Source organism: Streptomyces sp. NPDC015130, assembly GCF_043080005.1.
Classification (GTDB): Bacteria; Actinomycetota; Actinomycetes; order Streptomycetales; family Streptomycetaceae; genus Streptomyces.
Window position 1 is genome coordinate 33,925 of sequence record NZ_JBIBVC010000017.1, and the last position, 22,570, is coordinate 56,494.

Consider the following 22,570-nt stretch of genomic DNA (forward strand, 5'->3'; position numbering starts at 1 on the left):
CCGCCCCCCCCCCCCCCTCCGCCTCCCCCCCGCCCCGCCCCCGGGGGGGGGGGGTGTGTTCCATTTTCCCGCCCCGCCCCCCGGGGGGGGGGCCCCCCCCCCCCCCCCCCCCCCCACCACCGGTATCTCCGCTTACGTTCTTCCCGCTGCGAAGTCACCGGACCGACGGTGGCCGTCGTCAAGGGAGATCGGGGGTGTGCTCGTGCGGATCGGACTGCTGAGGGAAGGTGGCCACCCGTACGCCACCGGTGAGGCCGGACCCTGGTGCGAACGGCTCGTACGCGGGCTCGGACAGCACCAGTTCGACCTCTACGTCCTCGGCCCCGCCGGCACCCCGCCGCCCCCGGGCCCGCTGCCCCCGCCGCCGAACGCCCGGACCGTCCGCACGGGTGACGTCCCCGCCTCCGACGCCGAGACCGCGTCGAGCCGCACCGAGCGGGCCGCCCTCGGCGACGACCGCACCTCCCGCCGCGCCTACGGCCGCCGCGAGCGCCGCCGCTTCACCGAGGCCTTCCACGCCCTCGCCACCGGCCTCTGCGCCGAACACGACGAGACCTCCTTCGCCACCGGCCTCTACGCCCTCGCCGACCTCGCCCGCGAGCGCGGCGGACTGCCCGGCGCGCTCCGCTCCGACGACGCCGTCCGCACCCTCGAAACCGCCTGCCGCGCCCCCGGCGCCCGTCGGACCGCGGCGGCGGCCGGCCTCTCCGACCACCTCGCCTTCGCCGACCACCTGGAGCGCGCCCTGCGCCCGCTCTCCCTCGACTGGTACGCGGAGGAGGCGCTCGGCTCCGTCGACCTCTGCCACGCCACCGCCGGCGGCACGACCGCCCTCCCCGGCCTCCTGGCCAAACGCTTCTTCGGCACACCGCTCCTCGTCACCGAGTACGGCGTACAGCTCCGCGCCCACTACCTCTCGCCGGCCGCCGCCGACCGCTCCGCCCCGCTGCGCGCCCTCCTCGCCGCCCTCCACGGCCGGCTGGCCGCCGAGACCTACGGACAGGCCGCGCTCCTCACCCCCGGCAACGCCCACGCCCGCCGCTGGCAGGAGAAGTGCGGCGCCGACCGCACCCGCATCCGCACCGTCCACCCCGGCCTCGCCGCCGACCGCTTCGCCGAGGTCGGCGAGGACGAGGAGAGCGGTGACCCGGCCACCCTCGTCTGGGTCGGCCGCGTCGAGCCCGCCAAGGACCTCGTCGCCCTGCTGCACGCCTTCGCCGACCTCCGCGCCCGGCAGCCCGACGCCCGGCTCCGGATCGTCGCCGTCCCCACCGGCGAGCCGTGCGCCGACGCGTACCTCACCCACTGCAAGGGCTTCGCGGCGCAGCTCTTCCCCGACGAGGCCCCGGGGGCGCACGCCGTCGGCGAGAACCCCGTCACCTTCGAGGAACTCGGCGGCCCCGAGGCCCCCACCCTGGAGGACACCTACGCCTCCGCCGCCGTCGTCGTCCTCTCCAGCGTCGTCGAGGGCTTCCCGACGGGCCTCGTCGAGGCCATGTTCTGCGCCCGCGCCACCGTCTCGACCGACGTCGGCGCGGTCGTCGAGGTCATCGGAGGCACCGGCCTCGTCGTCCCGCCGCGCAACCCGCGCGCCCTCGCCGACGCGTGCCTCGCGCTGCTCCGGGACCCCGGGCGCCGCCACCGCCTGGGCGCGGCGGCCCGCGCCCGCGCGCTCGAACTCTTCACCGTCGAACAGAACCTCGCCGCGTTCCGCGGCATCTACCTGGAACTCCTCTCCCACGCGCCGGTGCGCCACCGCCCCGGGGACGGCGTGCCCTTCGCCCACCCGGCCGAGGCCCATGTGCCCGGCAGCTGGACGCACCAGGCCGTGACCGCGGGCACAGGAGCCCCCGATGCCTGAAGGAGGCACCCCCATGCGCGGCCCCGCCGCCCCCACGAGCCCCGGAGCCTGGGACGCCCGCTCCGAAGCCCTCCTCGGCACCCCGGCCTTGACCCCGGCCACCACCGGGACCGGAACCACCCTCGACCTCCGTGCCCCCGAGAAGGCGGGGGACACACCGTCCGGGATAGCCCCGGGCACCATCGAACCCCCACGCGCCGAACCACCGTCCGTCGAAGCCGTGTCCGTCGACGTGCCGTCCGCCGCCCCGCTGTCCGCAGACGCGTCGGCGACCCGCACCGCGTCTGCCGACCTGCCGTCTGCCGATCTTCCGTCCGCCGACACGCCGGCCGCCGCCCCGCCCGCGTACGGAGGCGCCGACCGTCCCGACGCCCCGGAGCCCGGCCAGGCCTGGGCGGAGGCGGCGGGCCGCGACCCCGGCCCCGGGTCCCCCCTACCGGCCGGGGGGACGGGTGCGCCGGCGCCCGCCCCCTCTGCCTCCGCCCCGCGGACCCGGCGCGGCAACGCCGACCCCGTCAAGGTGCTCATGCACCGCCACCGGGAGCTCTGCGAGCGAGCCGTCGACCCGCTGGAGATCGCCGCCGGGCTCGAAGCCCAGGGGTTCACCGATCGGACCGCCGCCCGCTTCCGGCACCGCGACGTCTTCACGCTCGCCGAGGAGCTGTACGCGCGCGTGCCCCGCGGCACCGGCACGCCCCCGGCCCCGACGCCCACCGAACCGTTCCGCGCCCCCTGGGTGCTCGCCGCCCTCGCGCCCGGCGCCGCCGCCGCGCTCGCCGCACTCGGACTCACCCTCACCGACGGGCCCGTACGCCTCGCCGCCGGCGCCGCCGGGGCCCTCGCCCTCACCGCGGCACTCGTCCTCGCCGTCCGGCGCGGACCGCTCCGCGCCCCCGGCGGCCGGACCGTGCCCGCCGCCGGCCTCTGGACCCTCTGGCTCCTCGCGTACGCGGTCGCCGGCGACGGACTCCTGGCACAGGTCCTGACGGGCGGCCCCGACGGACCCTGGGACCTCACCCCCGGCCCCCTCCTCGCCCTCGCGCTCGCCGTCGCCCCCGCCGCCTGGGGCGCCCACCTCTTCGCGAGCCGGGCCCGCCGCCGGATCGCCGAGAGCCGGGGCCTCGCGGACTTCGCCGCCCGGGCCAGGCCCCTGCTCCTCGGCACCGTGACGCTCCAGCTCCTCGCCCTCACGGGGCTGCTGGCCCTCACAGGCTTCAGCCCGGGGGCCCTCGCCCTCGGCGCGCTCCTCCTGCTGGCCCGGCTCCTCACCGTGCACGGCTTCCCCGAGACGGCCTCCGCCGCGCTCGCCGCGGCCTGCGCCGCCGAGGCGCTCGCCCTCGCGAGCGTCCTCGCCGCCCGTGTCCCCGCCCCCGGCTTCGACGTGCTCGCCGCCCCTGTGCGCGCCCTCACCGAAGCCGCCGGACCCGGGGCCGTACCCACCCTCGTCTGCGGCGCCGCCGCGCTCGGCCTCCTGGCCCACGCGACCGGCGCCCTCGCCCGGGCCTCGGCCCACGCAACCCCGTGAAACCCCGAGCGAAGGCCTGGCCGGCACCGCAGGAACCACACCGCCGAGCCTCTCGCCGACACACCTTTCACACCCGCGGAGCCGACGCCGCGGGCGTGCCCCGTCACCTCTCTCATCACCCGCAAGGAGACCGAAGACCATGACCCCTCGATCCCAAGGACCGGCCGGTCGGCACGTAGGGGCCGCACGATGAGGGTGCTACTGCTCGGAGCCAACGGCTTCATCGGCCGCTTCGTCGCCGACCGACTGCTCGCCGACCCGGCGGTCCACCTCACCGCCCTCGGCCGCGGCGACGACGCCGACGTGCGCTTCGACCTCGCCTCCGGCAGCCCCGGCGCGCTCACCCGCTTCCTGGACGCCGTCCACCCCGGGGTCGTCGTGAACTGCGCGGGCGCCACCCGCGGCGGCGCCCGCGAGCTGACCCGGCACAACACCATCGCCGTCGCCACCGTCTGCGAGGCCCTGCGCCGCAGCGGCTGCGGCGCCCGGCTCGTCCAGGTCGGCTGCGCCTCGGAGTACGGGCCCAGCCAGCCCGGCTCCTCCACGGCCGAGGACGCCGTACCCCGCCCCGGCGGCCCGTACGGGGTGTCCAAGCTGGCCGCGACGGAACTCGTCCTCGGCTCGGGCCTCGACGCCGTCGTCCTGCGGGTGTTCTCACCCGTCGGCCCCGGCACGCCCGCCGGCTCCCCCCTCGGCCGCCTCGCCGAGGCGATGCGCCGCGCGATGCAGGCCGGGGACGGCGAGCTCAAGCTCAGCGGACTCGGCGTGCAGCGCGACTTCGTCGACGTACGGGACGTGGCCAGGGCCGTCCACGCGGCCTCCCTGTCCGCCGCCCAGGGCGTCGTCAACATCGGCACCGGCCGCGCGGTCCGGCTCCGGGACGCCGCCGCCGTGCTCGCCCGGGTCGCCGGCTACACCGGCAACCTCCACGAGCTGGACGCCCCGCACGGCATCCCGCAGCGCCCCATGATCGGCGCCCCCCGCACCGAGGGGACCATCGCCGAGCAGCTGGCCGCCGCCCCGTACCCGTACCCCGACGGCTGCGGCCCCTGGCAGCAGGCCGACGTCCGGACCGCCCGCGACCGGCTCGGCTGGCGGCCCCGGATCAACCTGGAGGAGTCGCTCGCGGACATCTGGATGGAGGCGGCGTGTCGCATCTGACGACGACCACGGCCACAGGAGCGGTCCAGGCCCTGGGGGTGGGCGTCCCCGGCTACGCCCACCCGCTGCTCGCCCCCGTCGAGTGGGGCGAGCTGACCCGCCCCGGGACCCCGCTGCACTGGGCCGTGCTCAACGTCGCGGACGGCCCGGGCAGCCGCCCCGACCCGCACTGCCTGGAGGCCGCCGGGAGGCTCCGCAACGCCGGGGTCCGGGTCCTCGGCCACCTGGACCTCGCCCACGGCTCCCGGCCCTTCGGGGAGCTGGTCTCGGACGCCCACCGCTTCCTCGACTGGTACAAGGTGGACGGCTACTACCTGGACCGCGCCCCCGCCGACCGGGCCGACCTGGGCGGTACGCGGCGGCTCACCGCGACCCTGGAGGCCGTCCTCGGCGGCGAGGCGCACCTCGTCCTCGGGCACGGCACCCATCCCCATCCGGGGTACGCGGAGATCGCCGACCAGCTGGTCACCTTCTCCGGCTCCTGGGTGGACTACCGCTGGTCACAGGTGGCGGAGTGGACCGCCGAGTACCCGGAGGCGAAGTTCGTCCACCTCGTCCACGGGGTCCCGCGCACGCACCTCGACGAGGCGCTGCGGATCGCCCGCTGGCAGGGCGCGGGGACGATCTTCTTCACCGACCGCGCGGGAGGCCCGGGACAAACCACGCCATTCCACTCGCTGCCCGGCTACTGGGACGAAATCGTCTCGCGGATCGGACCGGGTGTCTCGGAATGAGGAGGGGCGTGGCAGTGTTACGGGGAGAACAACCGTACTGACATACCGACAACCGGAGTCCCCGTGTCGCTGCCACCCCTGGTCGAGCCGGCTGCCGAGCTCACCGTAGACGAGGTCCGCAGGTACTCCCGCCACCTGATCATCCCGGACGTCGGGATGGACGGGCAGAAGCGGCTGAAGAACGCGAAGGTGCTGTGTGTCGGCGCCGGCGGTCTCGGCTCGCCGGCGCTGATGTACCTGGCCGCCGCCGGCGTGGGCACGCTCGGCATCGTGGAGTTCGACGAGGTCGACGAGTCGAACCTCCAGCGCCAGATCATCCACAGCCAGGCCGACATCGGCCGTTCCAAGGCCGCCTCGGCGCGCGACAGCGTGCTCGGCATCAACCCGTACGTGAACGTGATCCTTCACGAGGAGCGGCTCGAGGCCGACAACGTGATGGAGATCTTCGGCCAGTACGACCTGATCGTCGACGGCACGGACAACTTCGCCACGCGCTACCTGGTGAACGACGCCTGCGTGCTGCTGAACAAGCCGTACGTCTGGGGTTCGATCTACCGCTTCGACGGCCAGGCCTCGGTCTTCTGGTCCGAGTACGGCCCCTGCTACCGCTGCCTCTACCCGGAGCCCCCGCCGCCGGGCATGGTCCCGTCCTGCGCCGAGGGCGGCGTCCTGGGCGTGCTGTGCGCGTCCATCGGCTCCATCCAGGTCACCGAGGCCATCAAGGTGCTCGCCGGCGTGGGCGACCCGCTGGTCGGCCGCCTGATGATCTACGACGCCCTGGAGATGCAGTACCGCCAGGTGAAGGTCCGCAAGGACCCGAACTGCGCGGTCTGCGGCGAGAACCCCACCGTCACCGAGCTCATCGACTACGAGGCCTTCTGCGGCGTCGTGTCCGAGGAGGCCCAGGAGGCGGCGCTCGGCTCGACGATCACTCCGAAGCAGCTCAAGGAGTGGATCGACGAGGGCGAGAACATCGACATCATCGACGTCCGCGAGCCGAACGAGTACGAGATCGTCTCGATCCCCGGCGCGCGACTGATCCCGAAGAACGAGTTCCTGATGGGCACCGCCCTCCAGGACCTCCCGCAGGACAAGCGGATCGTCCTGCACTGCAAGACGGGTGTCCGCAGTGCGGAAGTCCTCGCGGTGCTCAAGTCCGCGGGCTTCGCGGACGCGGTGCACGTCGGCGGCGGCGTGATCGGCTGGGTCCACCAGATCGAGCCCGAGAAGCCGGTCTACTAGGCCACACAGGGAAGGGCCCGGACCTCGCCACGAGGTCCGGGCCCTTCCGCGTGCCCCGCCGAGGGGTCACGCCCCGCTGCGGGCCGTCCCGCTGGAGCAGGTCGTGCCGTACGCGGGGACCTTGCCGTTCAGGAGGTACGCGTCCACCGTCCGCGTCACACAGGGCGAGGTGCCGTAAGCGCCGTGCCCCTCGCCCTCGTTGGTGACCAGGACACCGACCCCGTCCCCGAGCTCCTTCGCCATCTTCTCCGCGCCCTCGTACGGGGTCGCCGGGTCGCCGGTCGTGCCGACGACGAGGATCGGGGCCGCGCCCGGGGCGCTCGCCTCCGGGGTCGCCCGTTCGCCCTTCACCGGCCAGTTCGCGCACCAGCCGGCCGTGTCCCAGGCGAGGAAGGCCCCGAAGACGGGGGAGAGCCCGCGGAACTCCGGGATCAGCGCCTTCGCCCGCGCCGCGGTCGGGCGCTCGCTGGAGTCCGCGCAGGAGATCGCCCGCTGGGAGTGCGACTGGGTCGAGTAGTGGCCCTTCGCGTCCCGGTCGTTGTAGAAGTCGGCGAGTTCGAGCAGGGCGGCGCCGCGGCCCTGCTCGGCATCCGCCAGGGCCTGCGTGAGCAGGGGCCAGTTGGACTGCCCGTAGAGCGTGACCGCGATGCCCGTGAGCGCGAGGCCCTCGGTCAGCCTGCGGTCGCCGACGGTCAGCGGCGCGCGGTCCAGCTTCCGCAGCAGGCGCGCGATCCGCTCCGACCCGGCCTCCGGGTCCTCGCCGGTGCTCTTCAGGTAGTTGTCCAGGGCCCGCTGGAAGCCGATCGTCTGGTGGCGGGCGTGCCCGGTGGAGTCGGCGGTCGGGTCGACGACCGCGTCGAAGACGAGCCGCCCCACGCGGGAGGGGAAGAGGTGCGCGTACGTGCCGCCGAGCTGCGTGCCGTACGACATGCCGAAGTAGTGGAGCCTGTCGTCGCCGAGGACCTGCCGGACCAGGTCCAGGTCGCGGGCGGTGGCGCTGGTCGTGGTGTGCGGGAGGACGGTGGCGGAGCGGCGGGCGCAGCCGGCGCCGAAGGCGGTGTTGTCCGCGAGGTACGCGGCCTCCTCGGCGGCCGTGTCCGGGGTGAGGTCCACCGAGGCCTCGGCGGCTGCCTGCTCGGCGTCGTCCCGGCAGACCACGCCGGCGCTGCGGCCCACGCCGCGGGGGTCGAAGCCGACCAGGTCGTAGCGCTCGCCCAGCTTCCCGTACTCCTCGGCCGCCCGGGGCAGGATCTCGACGCCGGAGGCGCCGGGGCCGCCGAAGTTGAAGAGCAGCGAGCCGATCCGTGCGCGCTTGTCTCCGGCCTCCTTGCGGATCAGCGCGACGGGGATCGTGGCGCCCTCGGGCTTCGCGTGGTCGAGCGGGACCTTGACCTCCGTGCACCGCCACTCCGGACCGGGCCGGGGGCCGTTCTCGGGGGCGTCGCAGCGCTTCCAGTCGAGGCGCTGGCCGGTGAGGGAGGCGGGGAGCGCGGGGGGAGTGGCGGCCGCCGAGGGCTTGGCGTCGGCGGCCGGCGGCGATGACGGGGTGCCGGCGGAGGGGGCCGCCGTCGTGCTCCCGTCCGCCCCGTCGCTCCCGCCGCTCGTACAGCCCGCGACGAGGAGCCCCGTCACGGCGAGCACCGTCATGCGTACACGTATGGACATGTGTTCCCCCACGATCCCGGCAAGGCCGCCCATCCTAGGGGGTGTCCGCCGGAGGGCTCACTTGCAGACGGTTCCCGAGGCCGGCAGCTTTCCGTCCAGGAGGTACGCGTCCACCGCCTTCTTCACGCACGCGTTGCCGCTGTTGTAGGCGCCGTGGCCCTCGCCCTCGTACGTCAGCTCGATGCCGACGCCCTGGCCGAGCGCGTTCACCATCGCGCGCGTGCCCTCGTACGGCGTGGCCGGGTCCCCGGTCGTGCCGATGACCAGGAGCGGGTCCGAACCGGGCGCGGAGACGTCGGGGTGCTCCCAGGTGCCCGGCACCGGCCACTGCGAGCAGCTCGCGAGCGCCCAGCCCATGAAGTCGCCGAAGACCGGGGAGGCCTCGCGGAACTTCCCGAGCCGCTCCTTCGCCTGGCCGAGGGTGTAGCGCTCCTTGAAGTCCACGCAGTTGATGGCGGCGTTGGCGGCCTGGATGTTGCTGTACGTGCCGGTCTGGCTGCGGCCGTTCATCGAGTCGGACAGCGAGAGGAGCAGTGCGCCGTCGCCGCCCTCGGCCGCTTCGAGGCCCTGTTCGAGGTAGGGCCAGTAGTCCTTGGAGTAGAGGGACTGCGCGATGCCGTTGGTGGCCTGCGTCTGGGTCAGCTCGCGGGAGCCGATGCCGGGGATCGGCTTCCTGTCCAGCGAGGCCAGGAGGTCGGTGACGAAGGACTCGACCTCGGCGACGCTCGTACCGGGCAGGGCGCACTCGTCACCGCGGTCCACGCAGTCCTGGGCGAAGTTGTCGAGGGCGAGCTGGAAGCCCTTCGCCTGGGCGAGCGCGCCCTCCTCGACGCCCGCGTCGGGGTCGACGACGGCGTCCAGGACGGCCCGGCCCACGTTCTCCGGGAAGAGGTGGGCGTAGACGCCGCCGAGTTCGGTGCCGTACGAGATGCCGAAGTAGTGGAGCTTGTCGTCGCCGAGGACCTGGCGCATCAGGTCCAGGTCCCGGGCGGCGTTCTCGGTGCCGACGTGCGGGAGGGCCGGTCCGGCGTCCTTCTCGCAGCCGGCCGCGTACTTCTTCTGCGCGTCCGACAGGGTCCGCTCCTCGGCGGTGTCGTCGGGTGTGAAGTCGAGGGCGTAGTACGCGTCGAGCTCCTTGTCGGTCGCGCATTCGACGGGGTCGCTGCGGCCCACCCCGCGAGGGTCGAAGGAGACGAGGTCGTAGCGGGAGCGGAGGGACTCGTACTCGTTGGCGAAGCCCGGCAGGCCGGTGATGCCGGAGCCGCCGGGCCCGCCGAAGTTGAAGATCAGCGAGCCGATGCGGGCCTCGGGGTCGCGGGCCCGGGCCCGGATGAGGGCCAGCTCGATGGTCTCGCCGGCCGGCTTCGCCCAGTCCAGCGGCGCCTGGAGGAAGGAGCACTCCCAGGCCGTGCCGCCGGGCAGCGGCGAGGGGGCGGGTCCGCCGCCCTCGGCGGCGGACGGGGCCGTACACGGGGCCCAGACCAGCTTCTGCTCGGTCAGCGCCGAGATCCCGGCCGAGCCGGTCGGCTGCGTCGTCCCCGCCGTGTCGTCCGAGCCGTCCGAGCACCCGGCGGCGAGCAGCACGGTCGTGGCGGTGATCAGGGCGGCGCGCTGGGCGGCGGAGATCGGCATAGGCCCATCGTGGGCCGCCGTCCGGACCTCCGCGCGGGGCGGAGGTCCGGACGGGTGGCGACTAAAGCGTGTGGTGAAAGTAGCGCCGACCGCCCGCAGGGCGGGCCCGACGGCGTCTGGTGCGTGCGATCGCAAGGCGGAGGGTCGCCCCGATACTGGACGTATCGGGGCGATCCCGACAACGCGGCGAGCGTGCGTGCCGGGCACCGTCGGGCAGGCGGGACTTTCGCAACACGCCCTACAGGGCTCCGCGTTTCGTCAGCCAGTTGAAGCAGATCCAGCCCGGGAGGACCGGGAGCCACAGGGTCAGCAGGCGGTACAGCAGCACGGCGGGCGTGGCGACCTCGATGGGCAGCTGGGCGAAGGTGACCAGACCGGCGATGAGCGCGCCCTCGACCGCGCCGATGCCGCCCGGGGTCGGCGCGGCCGAACCGAGCGCGTTGCCCGCGAGGAAGACGACGGCCACGCTCGCGTAGCTGACGGCGTAGTTGCCGTGGCCGAAGGCCCGGATCGAGGCGTCCAGGCAGAACACGAACGCGCCGGTCAGGAGCAGCATCCCGCCGATGCCGGTCAGCAGCTTCATCGGCCGCTGGAGCACGTCCAGCATGCGCGGCACCACACCGGCGAAGAGCGAGCGCAGCCGCGTCGACACGAACTTGCGCATGAACGGGATGGCGGTCACCACCAGGACGATCACCGCGACCGTCAGCAGTCCGGCGATGACCGTCCTCGACGGGCTGAACGACTGCGTCTTCTCCGTCCCCGTCAGGTAGCCGAAGAGGAGCAGGAGCAGGATGTGCGCCCCGAGACCGAAGAGCTGCGACGCGCCGACGCTGGCCACCGCGAGTCCGGGCCGTACGCCCGAGCGCTGGAGGAAGCGGGTGTTCAGGGCCACGCCGCCGACCGCCGCGGGGGCGACGATCTTCACGAACGAGCCGGCGACCTGCGCCACCACGGTCCGCCAGAACCCGACGCGCTCCGGGACGAAGCCCAGCAGGCTCATCGCCGCCGCCAGGTAGCTGATGGCCGAGAACAGGACGGCCGCCGCCACCCACCACCAGTCCGCGTCGCGGACCGTCGACAGCGGCGTACTGGCGATCTGCGACAGCAGGAAGTACGCGGCCACCGCGCCCGCGATCATGCTGACCAGGGTCCGCGGCTTGATCCGCTCCAGGCGGACCGGCTCCACCGGCGCCTGCGGGCGGATCAGCAGCACCTGCCGGCGGATCTGGGCGAGCAGGTCCTCCTCGCGGGCCTCGTCGAGAGCGGTGTCGAGGGCCCGTTTCTCGGCCTTCCTGTCCGCCTTCTTCTCGGCCTTGCTCCCCGCCTTGGCCCCGGCCGCGACGGAACCCTCGGCGGCCCGGTCGGCCGTCCGGTCCGCGGCGGCCGCGGCCTTCGCGAGCTCCCGCTCGTGCTTGGCCGCCGCGGAGGCGGCGAGCACGGCCTCGCGCTCGCGCTGCGACCGCTCGCGCGCCAGACGCCGCAGCGTCGCGCGCGTGGAGCGGCTCAGCGCGATCGGCTGGAGCAGCGGCAGACAGTCGGCGACGCTGTCCGGCCCGAGGACCTCCACGGCCGCCGCGACCGCCCGCTCTGCCCCGACCCGCAGGCCGAGGGTGGTGAGGAGCTGCGCGATGTCCATCCGCAGGATCAGGTCCCCGGCCGCGATCTCGCCGCCTCGGAGGTCGGTCAGGACCACTCTGCCGGAACGATCCACCAAGATCGCGTCGCCGGCGAGCCTGCGGTGGGCGATCCGGCGCGACTGGAGCGCCCGCACCTGCCGCCAGGCACCGCGCACGAGCTCGTCGGTGATCTCCTCGTCGTCGAGCGAGTCGAGGCTCCGGCCGCCGATGTGCTCGTACACGAGCATCACGGCGTCCGGGCCGAGCTCGGAGGTGGCGATCAGCTTCGGCGCGTTCGCCCCGGCGGCGATGGCCGCGTAGGCCAGCAGCGCCTCCTGCTCCAGGGCCTGGCGGAGCGAGACGATCGACCGGCGGGTGGTGATCGTCCGCAGGGTGATCCGCCGCCACACCCGGTAGAAGAAGCCGTGCGCCTGCTGCTCGCGGTCGACGACGGTGACGTCGAGCGGTGGGCCGGTCTCCAGGGTCACGATGTACCGGCGGCCCCGGTCGCCGGTGTCCGAGGCGTCCGGCACGCCCTCGGCGCGCAGCGCCGTGACCGGCTTGAAGCCGACCCGGCGCAGGCCGGCGAGGAGCGTCTGGCCGGTGGGTCTGACGTTCGGGGAGCCGACGGCGTACAGCGTGCCGTAGGCCACCGTCCAGCCGATCAGCACGGTCAGCACGATCGACAGCGCCGTCGTGTAGCCGGCGACGAGCATCGTGAACGCGTCGAGCAGCAGCACCGCCCAGAGCGACACCCGCCAGCGGGGCCTGCGGGCCATGCCGACGGCGGTCATGTACGCGATGACCGGGGCGAGGTAGTTGTGCACCGGGTCGGTGAGACCGCCCCCGGACGCCGGCTGGGTCAGCGCCTCCTGGATGGTGCTGGGGGCGGACTCGGCGACCCAGAGGTCGGTGGCGAGGGTGACGCCGTGCGCGAGGACGGCGGCGAGGACGCCGTCGGCGATCCGCAGCCCGTCCCGTTTGATCAGGCGCTCGATGGCGAAGGCGACCGGGACGAGCAGCACGGCGATGGAGGAGACGAGACCGGCGATCTTGACGAAGACGTCGGGGGCGCCGCCGGCGCCCTTGTTGATGTCCTGTTCGAGGCCCGACGTCGTGCCGTGCGCGAAGGCGGCGACGGCGATGACGAGACCGATGCCGAGGAGACCCGCGAGCAGCCGCATCAGGTCGGAGGGCCGGTGCACGCGGGCGGCGAGCAGGGGCTCGTCCCCGGAGACCCGCTCGGGGAGGTTGGCCCCGTCCTCCTTGGGAGGCTGCGTGTCCTGCCCCATCACCATGTCCGTCTCTGCATGTGCGTCTTGTCGTTCCCGCTCTTGTCTATGTTCGCGTTCTTGTTCTTGTATTTGTCGCTCTTGATCTCGTATCACCAGTCACCGCCCGGACGATGGTGGCACGAAGAGCCGCCGCGCGGAGGCATCAGGGCCATGTCGGTGGGGTGAGGCAGGATGAGACGGATGAGCGTGGAGGAACCCGTGGGGGAGCCCGGAGAACTGCCCGAGTACGCGGAGCGTGTGCTCGACGTCGCCGACGGGATCCCGCCCGGCCGGGTGATGACCTACGGCGACGTCGCCGAGTGGCTGGGCGAGGGCGGACCGCGTCAGGTCGGCCGCGTGATGGCCCTGTACGGCGGGACGGCGCCGTGGTGGCGCGTGGTCCGCGCGGACGGGACGCTGCTTCCGGGGCACGAGCTGCGGGCTCTCGACCACTACCGCGAGGAGGGCACCCCGCTGCGCGAGGCGGCCCGGTCGGCCGAGGGGCACGTGCCGAGGATCGACATGCGGCGGGCGCGCTGGGACGGATCTCACACCTGAGCCCGGAGCCCCGGGGGCCGCGGGCCGCGGGGGTGGGGCGGGCCTGGTGGAGGGGACGCGGGACGGAGCGCGGTGCCGCGTCCGGCCTGTGGCACGGTGCCGGATCCGGCCCGGAGTACGGCTCGGCGCCGGTCCGTTTCGCGTAACGTCGACGTTCGCGCCTTCCGCGGCGACGGCCGCGGCGCACGGGCGCGACACAGGCAACATCCGCATCACCCGCACCACCACTTCCCCCAGGACCGGCGAACCACGTGAGCTCCTCCTCCACCACCCGGCACACGCCGCACCAGGGACAGCCGTACCCGGGTCCGGGCCGGCAGCGGACCCCGGGCGCGTACCGACTGGTGCGTACCGCGCCGGCCCCGCTGGATCCCCCTCAGCTGGACGCAGCCCAGCGGGAAGTGGTTGACCACACCGGCGGACCGCTCCTCGTCCTCGCCGGACCCGGCACCGGAAAGACGACGACGCTGGTCGAGTCGGTCGCGGCCCGGATGGAGCGGGGCGTCGACCCGGAGCGGATCCTCGTCCTCACCTTCAGCCGCAAGGCCGCCGTCGAGCTCCGCGACCGGATGGCCACCCGGCTCGGCGGCCGGCGCCCGCCGCAGGCGACGACCTTCCACTCGTACTGCTACGCCCTGATCCGCGCCCACCAGGACGCCGAGCTCTTCGCCGAACCCCTGCGACTGCTCTCCGGACCCGAGCAGGACCTCGCCGTGCGCGAGCTGCTCGCCGGCCAGATCGACCTGGAGAAGGCGGGCCTCGGACGCGTCGGCTGGCCCGACGAACTCCGCGCCTGCCTCACCACCCGCGGCTTCGCCGACGAGGTCCGTGCCGTCCTCGCGCGCTCGCGCGAACTGGGCCTCGGCCCGGACGCCCTCGCCCGCTTCGCGGAGCGCGTCGGCCGCCCGGACTGGAAGGCGGCGGCCGGCTTCCTCGCCGAGTACCTCGACGTCCTCGACCTCCAGGGCGTCCTCGACTACACCGAGCTCGTCCACCGGGCCGTACCGCTCGCCGGGAGCAGCCGCCTGCCCGGGTACGACGCGGTCTACGTCGACGAGTACCAGGACACCGACCCGGCGCAGGTCCGGCTCCTGCACGCCCTGACCGGCGGGGGCCACGGCACGGTCGTCGCCTTCGGCGACCCGGACCAGTCCATCTACGCCTTCCGGGGCGCCGACGTGAACGGCATCCTCGACTTCCCGGACGCCTTCGGCGGCGGGGCCGTCAAGGTCCTCGGCACCTCGCGCCGCGCGGGCGCCGAACTGCTCGGGGCGACGAGGCTGCTCACCCAGCGCATGCCGCTGACCCGGCTCCCCTCCGACAAGGTCCGCGCGCACCGCGAACTGACGGCGGCCCGCCCCGGCGGCCGGGCCGAGGCGTACACGTACCCGACGGCCTCGGCGGAGGCCGAGAACATCGCCGACCTGCTGCGCCGGGCGCACCTGGAGGACGGCGTCCCCTGGCAGGACATGGCCGTCCTCACCCGCGCCGCCGCCGCCCTCCCGTCCCTCCGCCGCGCCCTCACGTCGGCGGGAGTCCCGGTGGAGACGGACGCCGCGGACACCCCCCTCCGCCACGAACCGGCGGTGTCCCCCCTGCTCCTGGCCCTCAGAGCGGTGGCCAAGCCGACGGGGACGACGCCGCCGGCCCCGGTCGCGGGCGGTCCCGAAGACGCCCCGCACGCGGGCGAGCCGGGGGCGGACCCGGTCGTGCGCGTTCCTGAGCCCGGTGCGGACCTCGTTGTGGGCGTTCCCGAGCCCGGGACGGACCTCGTTGGGGGCATGCGTTCCGCCGGGGCCGGGGGCACCTCCCAGGCGGAGCTCCGGGGGAGGGTGGGCACAAGCCACGACGGCGCCGCACCGTCGGCGCCCCCCTCGCCCCACGCACCTGCCGCACCCGAGCCCGCGTCCGACGGCGACGCCCCGGCGCAGCCGGAGCCCACCACCGCCACCGCCGGATGGCTCCCCGTCGAGACCGCACAGGAACTCCTCGCCTCCCCCCTCGCCGGCATAGACCCCGCCGACCTCCGCCGCCTGGGCCGCGCCCTCCGCGACGAGGAGCGCGCCGGGGGCAACAAGGTCCCGCCCCCCTCCGACGTCCTCCTCGCCCGCGCCCTCGCCGAGCCCGAGCGCCTCGTCGCGCACGACCCCGCCTACGCCCGCGGCGCCCAGCGCCTCGGGAAGCTGCTCCAGGAGACCCGTACGCTCCTCGACGCCGGCGGCACCGCCGAGGAGGCCCTCTGGGTGCTCTGGAACGGCACCCCCTGGCCCGGCCGCCTGGAGCGCGCCGCCCTCCGCGGCGGCCCGGCCGGCCGCAACGCCGACCGCGACCTCGACGCCGTCTGCGCGCTCTTCGAGACCGCCGCCCGCGCCGAGGAACGCGTCGGCGGCCGCGGTGTTCTCAACTTCCTCGAAGAGCTCGACGCCCAGGACATCGCCGCGGACACCCTCACCCGCCGCCACGCCCGCCCGGACGCCGTCCGCCTCATGACAGCCCACCGTTCCAAGGGCCTCGAATGGGGATTCGTCGTCGTCGCCGGCGTCCAGGAGGGCCTCTGGCCCGACCTGCGCCGCCGCGGTTCCCTCCTGGAGGCCGACCGCATCGGCCGCGACGGCCTCGCCGAGCCCCTGACCCCCGGCGCCCTCCTCGCCGAGGAACGACGCCTCTTCTACGTGGCCGCCACCCGCGCCCGCGACCGCCTCGTCGTCACGGCGGTGAAGGCGCCGGCGGAGGACGGCGACCAGCCCTCCCGGTTCCTCACCGAGTTCGGCGCCGAGCCGAAGGAGGTGCCGGGACGCCCCCGCCGCCCCCTCGCCGTCTCCGCCCTGGTCGCCGAGCTCCGGGCGACGACCGTCGACCCGGCGGCCTCGCCCGCGCTCCGCGACGCCGCCGCCCACCGGCTCGCCTCCCTCGCCGCGCTCGCCGACGAGGACGGCCAGCCGCTGGTGCCGGCCGCGCACCCGGACCGCTGGTGGGGCCTGTTCGAGCCGACGCACAGCACGGTGCCGCTGCGCGACCGCGAACTGCCCGTCGCGCTCTCGCCGAGCGCCCTGGAGAACCTCGCCACCACCTGCTCGCTCCAGTGGTTCCTGGGCCGCGAGGTCAAGGCCGCGGCCCCCGCCACCGCCGCCCAGGGCTTCGGCAACGTCGTGCACGTCCTCGCCGACGAGGTCGCCTCCGGCCGTACCCCTGCCGACCTCGATGTCCTCATGGCCCGCCTGGACTCCGTCTGGGACGCCCTCGCCTTCGACGCGCCCTGGAAGTCGGCCCAGGAGAAGGCCCACGCGCGCGTGGCACTCGAACGCTTCCTCCAGTGGCACGTCATGGACCGCGGCGGCCGCACCCCCGCCGCCTCCGAGCACGGCTTCGACGTGACCCTCGACGCGGGGGAGTACGAGGTCCGCATCCGCGGGTCCATGGACCGCGTCGAGACCGACGAGCAGGGCCGCGCCTACGTCGTGGACTTCAAGACCGGCAAGTCGGCCCCCACCCGGGACGAGGTCGCCCACCACCCGCAGCTCGCCGTCTACCAGCTCGCGGTCCGCAACGGCGCCCTCGACGAGGTCTTCGACGGCCACCGGCCGGAGCCGGGCGGCGCCGAACTCGTCCAGCTGAGGCAGGCCGCCCCGAAGAAGGAGGGCGGGGACGCGCTGCCGAAGGTCCAGGCCCAGGAACCCCTGGAGGGGGAGTGGGTCGGCGACCTGCTCGCCACCGCCGCAGGCCGTGTCCTCGACGAGCGCTTCGCGCCCTCCACCGGCCAGCACTGCGCGAACTGCGCCTTCCGCGCCTCGTGCAGCGCCCAGCCGGAGGGCCGCCAGATCGTCGAATGACGAGCGGGACGACGGGGCGTCCGGACGACGGGGTGTCCGGACGAGGCGGTGTCCGGACGACGGGGTGTCCGGACGAGGCGGTGTCCGGACGACGCGGTGTCCGCACGAGGCGGTGTCCGGACGACGAGATATGCGGAGCATCACATTCCGCTTCGTGCATCCTTCGCCCGTCCTCACGGGTCACTCTTCACGGCGGCCCGCACAAGGCCGCCGTGAAGACGAGCTGTGAACGAACGTTTTGAGGAGTACGCGAATGAGGCCCAACCGGAAGCTCTGGGCGACGGCGACTGTCTGCGCGGCCGTGGTCGCGGGGGTCACGGGCTGTTCCCAGGGCGACGACAAGGCCGCCGACCCCTTCGCGGGACTCACGGCCGACGCCATCGCCGACAAGGCGGTCGAGGCCACGAAGGCGGCCACCGCCTTCCACATGACCGGCAAGGGCACGAACGACGGCCAGGACATGACCGTCGACCTCTCCGTCGACAGCAAGGGCTCCTGCAAGGGCACCATGCAGACCGACGAGGGCGGCAAGGCCGAGATGATCGAGACCGGCGGCGTCAGCTACATGAAGGGCGACGAGGCCTTCTGGAGCTCCACCACCGGCGGGGAGAGCGACTCCTCGGAGGAGTCGGGCGCCGTGACCGCGCTGCTCAAGGGCCGCTGGATGAAGATGCCCGCCGGGGAGGAGGGCCCCGACGCCTTCTGCGACCTCAAGACCATCGTCAAGGACATGGACGAGGACACGCCGCGCAAGGGCCTGACCCGCGGGGAGGACGCCGACGTCGACGGCACGCCCGCCGCCGTGCTGACCAAGAAGGACGCGAAGGGCGAGACCACGACCTTCTACGTGGCCAAGGACTCCGCCAAGCCGTTCGTCCTCCGTGTCGTGGAGGCCGGCGGCAAGGAGCCCGGCACGGTCACCTTCACCGACTACGACAAGCCGATCACGGTCACCGCGCCCCCGGCCGACCAGGTCGTCGACATGGCGGAGCTCGCCGGCGCCTCCTGACCGCCCCGTCCGGTCGCGGGCACGCGCGCGTGGGGCGACCCTGGTGGACAGGGGCCGGGGAATCCGCGAGGAGGCTCGCATGGCGTCCCACCGAAAACTCCGTGCCGCGGCCGTCGTCTGCGCCGCCGTCGCCGTCGCGGGTCCCGCGTCGGCGGCGGCCTGGGCGGCGCCACCGGCAGCCGCCGGGGCGGCGGTCCAGCAGGCCGCGCCCCGCGCCCCCTCCCCCTCCCCGGATCCCTTCGCGGACCTCACCCCGGACGAGATCGCCGACCGGGCGATCACCGCCACCCAGTCCGCGACCTCGCTCCGCATGACGGGCCGGGTCGTCGCCGACGGCGAGCCGCTCGACATCGACTTCGCCGTCAACGAGCGCGACGAGTGCACCGGCCAGATGAAGATCGGCGGCGGCACCGCCGAACTGCGCCGCGTCGACGACTTCACGTACATGAAGGGCGACGAGGCCTTCTGGCGCGTCTCCATGGCCAGCCAGGGGATGCCCGAGGCGCAGATCGACGCCACGATCGAGCTCGTCAAGGGCCGCTGGCTGAAGATCGCCCCGGGGCAGGCGGGCGCCAGTGACCTCAGCGGGGTCTGCGACCTGGAGGGCCTCCTGGCCTCCCTGGACGAGGACAGGGCGGAGCCGGGCGCGCTGGCGCGCGGGCCCGACGGCGAGGTGGACGGCACCCCGGTCGCGACGCTGGTGAAGAAGGACACCGGCAAGGAGACGACCGCGACAGCCGAGGGGACGGCCGAACCGGAATCGGCCGAACCGGAGACGACCGAACCGGAGACCACCACCGTCTCCGTCTCCCAGGAGGGCAAGCCCTACATCCTCAAGATGGACAAGACGGGCGGCGAGGAACCCGGCGCCATGACGCTCTCCGAGTTCGACGAACCCGTCGACGTGACCGTCCCGCCCGCCGACGAGACGGTGGACCTCTCGAAGCTCGACCAGGGCACGAACGCGTGATCCGTCCCACAGCGGGAGCGCCTCCCGGCGGACAGGGAGCCGCTCCCGGCCGCACTGTCGGTGGGCCGCGTTAGCCTCTTTGAGGTGACCGCACACCTCACCGATCCCGAGCAGCTCAAGGAGCTCCTCGGCATCCCGTTCACCCCGGAGCAGACGGCCTGCATCACCGCGCCGCTCGCCCCGCAGGTCGTCGTGGCCGGAGCCGGCTCCGGCAAGACGACGGTGATGGCCGCCCGCGTGGTCTGGCTGGTCGGCACGGGACAGGTCGCCCCCGAACAGGTCCTCGGCCTCACCTTCACCAACAAGGCCGCCGGCGAACTCGCCGAGCGCGTCCGCACCGCCCTCGTCCGCGCCGGGGTCACCGACCCCGACGTCATCGACCCGGACGAACCCCCCGGCGAACCCCGCATCTCCACGTACCACGCCTTCGCCGGGCAGCTCCTCACCGACCACGGCCTCCGCATCGGTCTGGAGCCCACCGCACGGCTCCTCGCCGACGCCACCCGCTACCAGCTCGCCGCGCGCGTGCTGCGCGAGGCCCCCGGCCCGTACCCGGCGCTGACCAAGTCCTTCCCGACCCTCGTCACCGACCTCCTCGCCCTCGACGGCGAGCTCGCCGAGCACCTCGTACGGCCCCAGGACCTCAGGGCGTACGACTCCGAGCTCCTCACCACGCTCGCCGGCGCCAAGCTCAGCAACGCCGAACTGCGCAAGATCCCCGAGGCCACCGCCGCCCGCCGGGAGCTGCTCGACCTCGTCGTGCGCTACCGCGCCGCCAAGCGCTCCCGCGACCTGCTCGACTTCGGCGACCAGATCGCCCTCTCCGCCGAGCTCGCCACCACCCGGCCCGAGGTCGGCGCCCTGCTGCGCGAGGAGTTCCGGGTCGTCCTCCTCGACGAGTACCAGGACACCTCCGTCGCCCAGCGACTGCTGCTCTCCGGCCTCTTCGGCCAGGGCCCCTCCGGCACCACCACCGGACACGCGGTCACCGCCGTCGGCGACCCCTGCCAGGCCATCTACGGCTGGCGCGGCGCCTCCGTCGCCAACCTCGACGACTTCCCCGAGCACTTCCCGCACGCCGACGGCACCCCCGCGAGCCGCTACTCCCTCTCCGAGAACCGGCGCAGCGGCGGCCGGCTCCTCGACCTCGCCAACGGCCTCGCCGCCCCCCTGCGCGCCATGCACGCGGGCGTGGAGGCCCTGCGCCCCGCCCCGGGCGCGGAGCGGGACGGCAGCGTCCGCATCGCCCTGCTGCCCACCCACGCCGAGGAGATCGACTGGCTGGCCGACTCCCTCGCCCACCTCGTCCGCACCGGCCGCGAACCCGGCGAGATCGCCGTCCTGTGCCGGACCGCCACCGACTTCCCCGCGATCCACGCCGCGCTCGTCGCCCGCGACGTGCCCGTCGAGGTCGTCGGCCTCTCCGGCCTCCTCCACCTGCCCGAGATCGCCGACCTCGTCGCCGTCTGCGAGGTCCTCCAGGACCCGGGGGCCAACGCCTCCCTCGTCCGCCTCCTCACCGGCCCCCGCTGGCGGATCGGCCCCCGCGACCTGGCCCTCCTCGGCCGCCGCGCCCGCCTCCTCGTCCACCGGGGCGGCGACGACCCGGACCCCGAGCAGCGGCTCGCCGCCGCCGTCGAGGGCGTCGACCCGGCGGAGGTCGTCTCGCTCGCCGACGCGCTCGACACCTTCCTGGACTCCGGCGGCGCCGCCGACGACGGCCTGCCCTTCTCCGCCGAGGCCAAGGTCCGCTTCGCGCGCCTCGCCGCCGAGCTGCGCGCCCTGCGCACCTCCCTCGCCGACCCGCTCATGGACGTCCTGCACCGGATCCTCACCGCGACCGGCCTGGAGGTCGAGCTCTCGGCCTCCCCGCACGCGCTGGCCGCCCGCCGACGCGAGACCCTCTCCAACTTCCTGGACATCGCCGCCGGCTTCGCCTCCCTCGACGGCGAGGCGAGCCTGCTCGCCTTCCTCGGCTTCCTGCGCACGGCCGTCCAGTTCGAGAAGGGCCTCGACAACGCCCTCCCGGGCGGCGAGAACACGGTGAAGGTCCTCACCGCCCACAAGTCCAAGGGCCTGGAGTGGGACGTCGTCGCCGTCCCCGGTCTCGTCGCCGGAGCCTTCCCCAGCGCCCGCGCCCGCGAGGCCTGGACCTCGCAGCCCCAGGTGCTCCCGCACGCCCTGCGCGGCGACGCGGACACGCTCCCGGGGATCGGCACCTGGGACGCCACGTCCCTCACCGCGTTCAAGAACGCCATGCGCGACCACCAGCACACCGAGGAGCTCCGCCTCGGCTACGTCACCTTCACCCGCCCCCGCTCCCTCCTCCTCTGCTCGGCCCACTGGTGGGGCCCGACCCAGAAGAAGCCCCGGGGCCCCTCGGACTTCCTCCAGGCCCTGTACGAGCACTGCGAGGCGGGCCACGGCGACATCGATGCCTGGGCGGACACCCCGGAGCCCGAAGCGGAGAACCCGACCCTGACGGAACCGGACAGGGACCAGACCTGGCCCCTGCCGCTGGACGCGGAGTCGTTGAGGCGCCGCAGGGAAGCGGCCGAGGCCGTCCGGACCAGGCTGTGGGCATACGTTCCGGAGGGCGGAACGGGTGGGCACAGTCCCCCGAGCGCAGCGCCCAACCTCCTGGACCCGCACCCGGAGGACCTCTGGCCGGACGAGGAGGAACCCATCTGGGACGAGGACGAAGCGGCCCTCCCCGAAGACAACCACGCGGACGCCGTCCCGGCTCCCCGCGGCGAGGCACCGCCGCTCACCCCCGAGGACGCCAGAACCATCGCCTCCTGGGACCGCGACCTCACCGCCCTCACCACCGAGCTCCGCCGCGCCCGCGCGACGACCCGGGACGTCCTGCTGCCCGCCTACCTCTCCGCCTCCCAGGTGCTGCGCCTCGCCGCCGACCCCGACGGCTTCGCCCAGGACCTGGCCCGCCCCATGCCCAAGCCGCCGCAGCCCGCGGCCCGCCGGGGCACCCGCTTCCACGCCTGGGTGGAGTCCCGCTTCGAGGAGCTGCCGCTGCCGTTCCTCGGCCCGGAGGAGCTGCCCGGCGGCGAGGACTTCGCGGGGGAGCCCGAGATCCTCGACGAGCGGGACCTCGAAGCCCTCAAGGAGGCCTTCGCGCGCACGCCGTACGCCCACCGCTCCCCGTACCGCGTCGAGGTCCCCGTCCACCTCACCCTCGCGGGCCGGGTCGTCAGGGGCCGGATCGACGCCGTCTACCGGGACCCGGACACCGGCGCGTACGAGATCGTCGACTGGAAGACCAGCCACCACCGCACCGCCGACCCCCTCCAGCTCGCGATCTACCGGCTCGCCTGGGCCGAGCAGCACGGCCTCGCGCCCGAGGACGTCACGGCCGCCTTCGTGTACGTCCGGACGGGTGAGGTCGCCCGCCCCGCCCGCCTGCCGGGGCGTGCGGAGCTGGAGGCCGTCCTCCTTGCCGGGGCACCCCCCGGCGCCGGATAGGCTCGGAGGC

The 22,570-nt window shown here is 74.5% G+C and carries 13 protein-coding genes; 10 read left to right on the plus strand and 3 right to left on the minus strand.

Features of this window, described 5'->3' with window-relative positions; translation table 11 throughout:
• The first annotated feature begins 202 nt into the window (after positions 1-202).
• The 5 genes from ACF08F_RS29280 to moeZ all read left to right on the plus strand — a co-directional run bounded on the left by ACF08F_RS29280 (position 203) and on the right by moeZ (position 6,523).
• A complete protein-coding gene (locus tag ACF08F_RS29280; protein ID WP_392301682.1) occupies positions 203-1,861 on the plus strand; it encodes a glycosyltransferase in 1,659 nt (552 codons plus the stop codon).
• A 13-nt stretch (positions 1,862-1,874) separates the two neighbouring features.
• A complete protein-coding gene (locus ACF08F_RS29285; protein ID WP_392301533.1) occupies positions 1,875-3,386 on the plus strand; it encodes a hypothetical protein in 1,512 nt (503 codons plus the stop codon).
• Between the two features lie 189 nt (positions 3,387-3,575).
• Positions 3,576-4,547: an NAD-dependent epimerase/dehydratase family protein gene (locus ACF08F_RS29290; protein WP_392301534.1), complete on the plus strand. Its 972-nt coding sequence runs from the start codon at positions 3,576-3,578 to the stop codon at positions 4,545-4,547.
• Positions 4,535-5,281 carry a spherulation-specific family 4 protein gene (locus ACF08F_RS29295; RefSeq protein ID WP_392301535.1) on the plus strand — a complete coding sequence of 249 codons (747 nt, stop codon included), beginning with the start codon at positions 4,535-4,537 and terminating at the stop codon, positions 5,279-5,281. The genes ACF08F_RS29290 and ACF08F_RS29295 overlap by 13 nt, the downstream gene beginning before the upstream one ends.
• A gap of 63 nt (positions 5,282-5,344) precedes the next feature.
• Positions 5,345-6,523, plus strand: coding sequence for an adenylyltransferase/sulfurtransferase MoeZ (gene moeZ / locus ACF08F_RS29300; protein ID WP_366307331.1), 1,179 nt, complete (start codon positions 5,345-5,347; stop codon positions 6,521-6,523).
• 66 nt (positions 6,524-6,589) lie between these two features.
• Here the strand turns inward: moeZ and ACF08F_RS29305 are convergent, their stop codons facing one another.
• From ACF08F_RS29305 to ACF08F_RS29315, 3 genes are all read right to left on the minus strand, one after another.
• Positions 6,590-8,188 (minus strand): alpha/beta hydrolase, encoded by a 1,599-nt coding sequence (locus ACF08F_RS29305; RefSeq protein ID WP_392301536.1) that lies wholly within the window; start codon positions 8,186-8,188, stop codon positions 6,590-6,592.
• Positions 8,189-8,245: 57 nt separating this feature from the next.
• Positions 8,246-9,820 carry an alpha/beta hydrolase gene (locus tag ACF08F_RS29310; protein WP_392301537.1) on the minus strand — a complete coding sequence of 525 codons (1,575 nt, stop codon included), beginning with the start codon at positions 9,818-9,820 and terminating at the stop codon, positions 8,246-8,248.
• Between the two features lie 238 nt (positions 9,821-10,058).
• On the minus strand, positions 10,059-12,737 hold the full coding sequence (locus ACF08F_RS29315; protein WP_392301538.1) for a flippase-like domain-containing protein: 2,679 nt from the start codon (positions 12,735-12,737) through the stop codon (positions 10,059-10,061).
• 177 nt (positions 12,738-12,914) lie between these two features.
• On the opposite strand from ACF08F_RS29315, the gene ACF08F_RS29320 reads away from it, so the two are divergent.
• From ACF08F_RS29320 to ACF08F_RS29340, 5 genes are all read left to right on the plus strand, one after another.
• Positions 12,915-13,271 (plus strand): MGMT family protein, encoded by a 357-nt coding sequence (locus ACF08F_RS29320; RefSeq protein ID WP_392301539.1) that lies wholly within the window; start codon positions 12,915-12,917, stop codon positions 13,269-13,271.
• Positions 13,272-13,522: 251 nt separating this feature from the next.
• Entirely contained in the window at positions 13,523-17,101 is a 3,579-nt protein-coding gene (locus ACF08F_RS29325) for an ATP-dependent helicase (protein WP_392301540.1), read from the plus strand.
• A 253-nt stretch (positions 17,102-17,354) separates the two neighbouring features.
• Positions 17,355-18,110 carry a hypothetical protein gene (locus ACF08F_RS29330; protein WP_392301541.1) on the plus strand — a complete coding sequence of 252 codons (756 nt, stop codon included), beginning with the start codon at positions 17,355-17,357 and terminating at the stop codon, positions 18,108-18,110.
• A 79-nt stretch (positions 18,111-18,189) separates the two neighbouring features.
• Positions 18,190-19,080 carry a hypothetical protein gene (locus tag ACF08F_RS29335; RefSeq protein WP_392301542.1) on the plus strand — a complete coding sequence of 297 codons (891 nt, stop codon included), beginning with the start codon at positions 18,190-18,192 and terminating at the stop codon, positions 19,078-19,080.
• Between the two features lie 84 nt (positions 19,081-19,164).
• The gene (locus ACF08F_RS29340; protein WP_392301543.1) at positions 19,165-22,560 is read left to right on the plus strand and encodes a UvrD-helicase domain-containing protein; all 3,396 of its coding nucleotides are present in this window, start codon (positions 19,165-19,167) and stop codon (positions 22,558-22,560) included.
• Positions 22,561-22,570 lie beyond the last annotated feature (10 nt).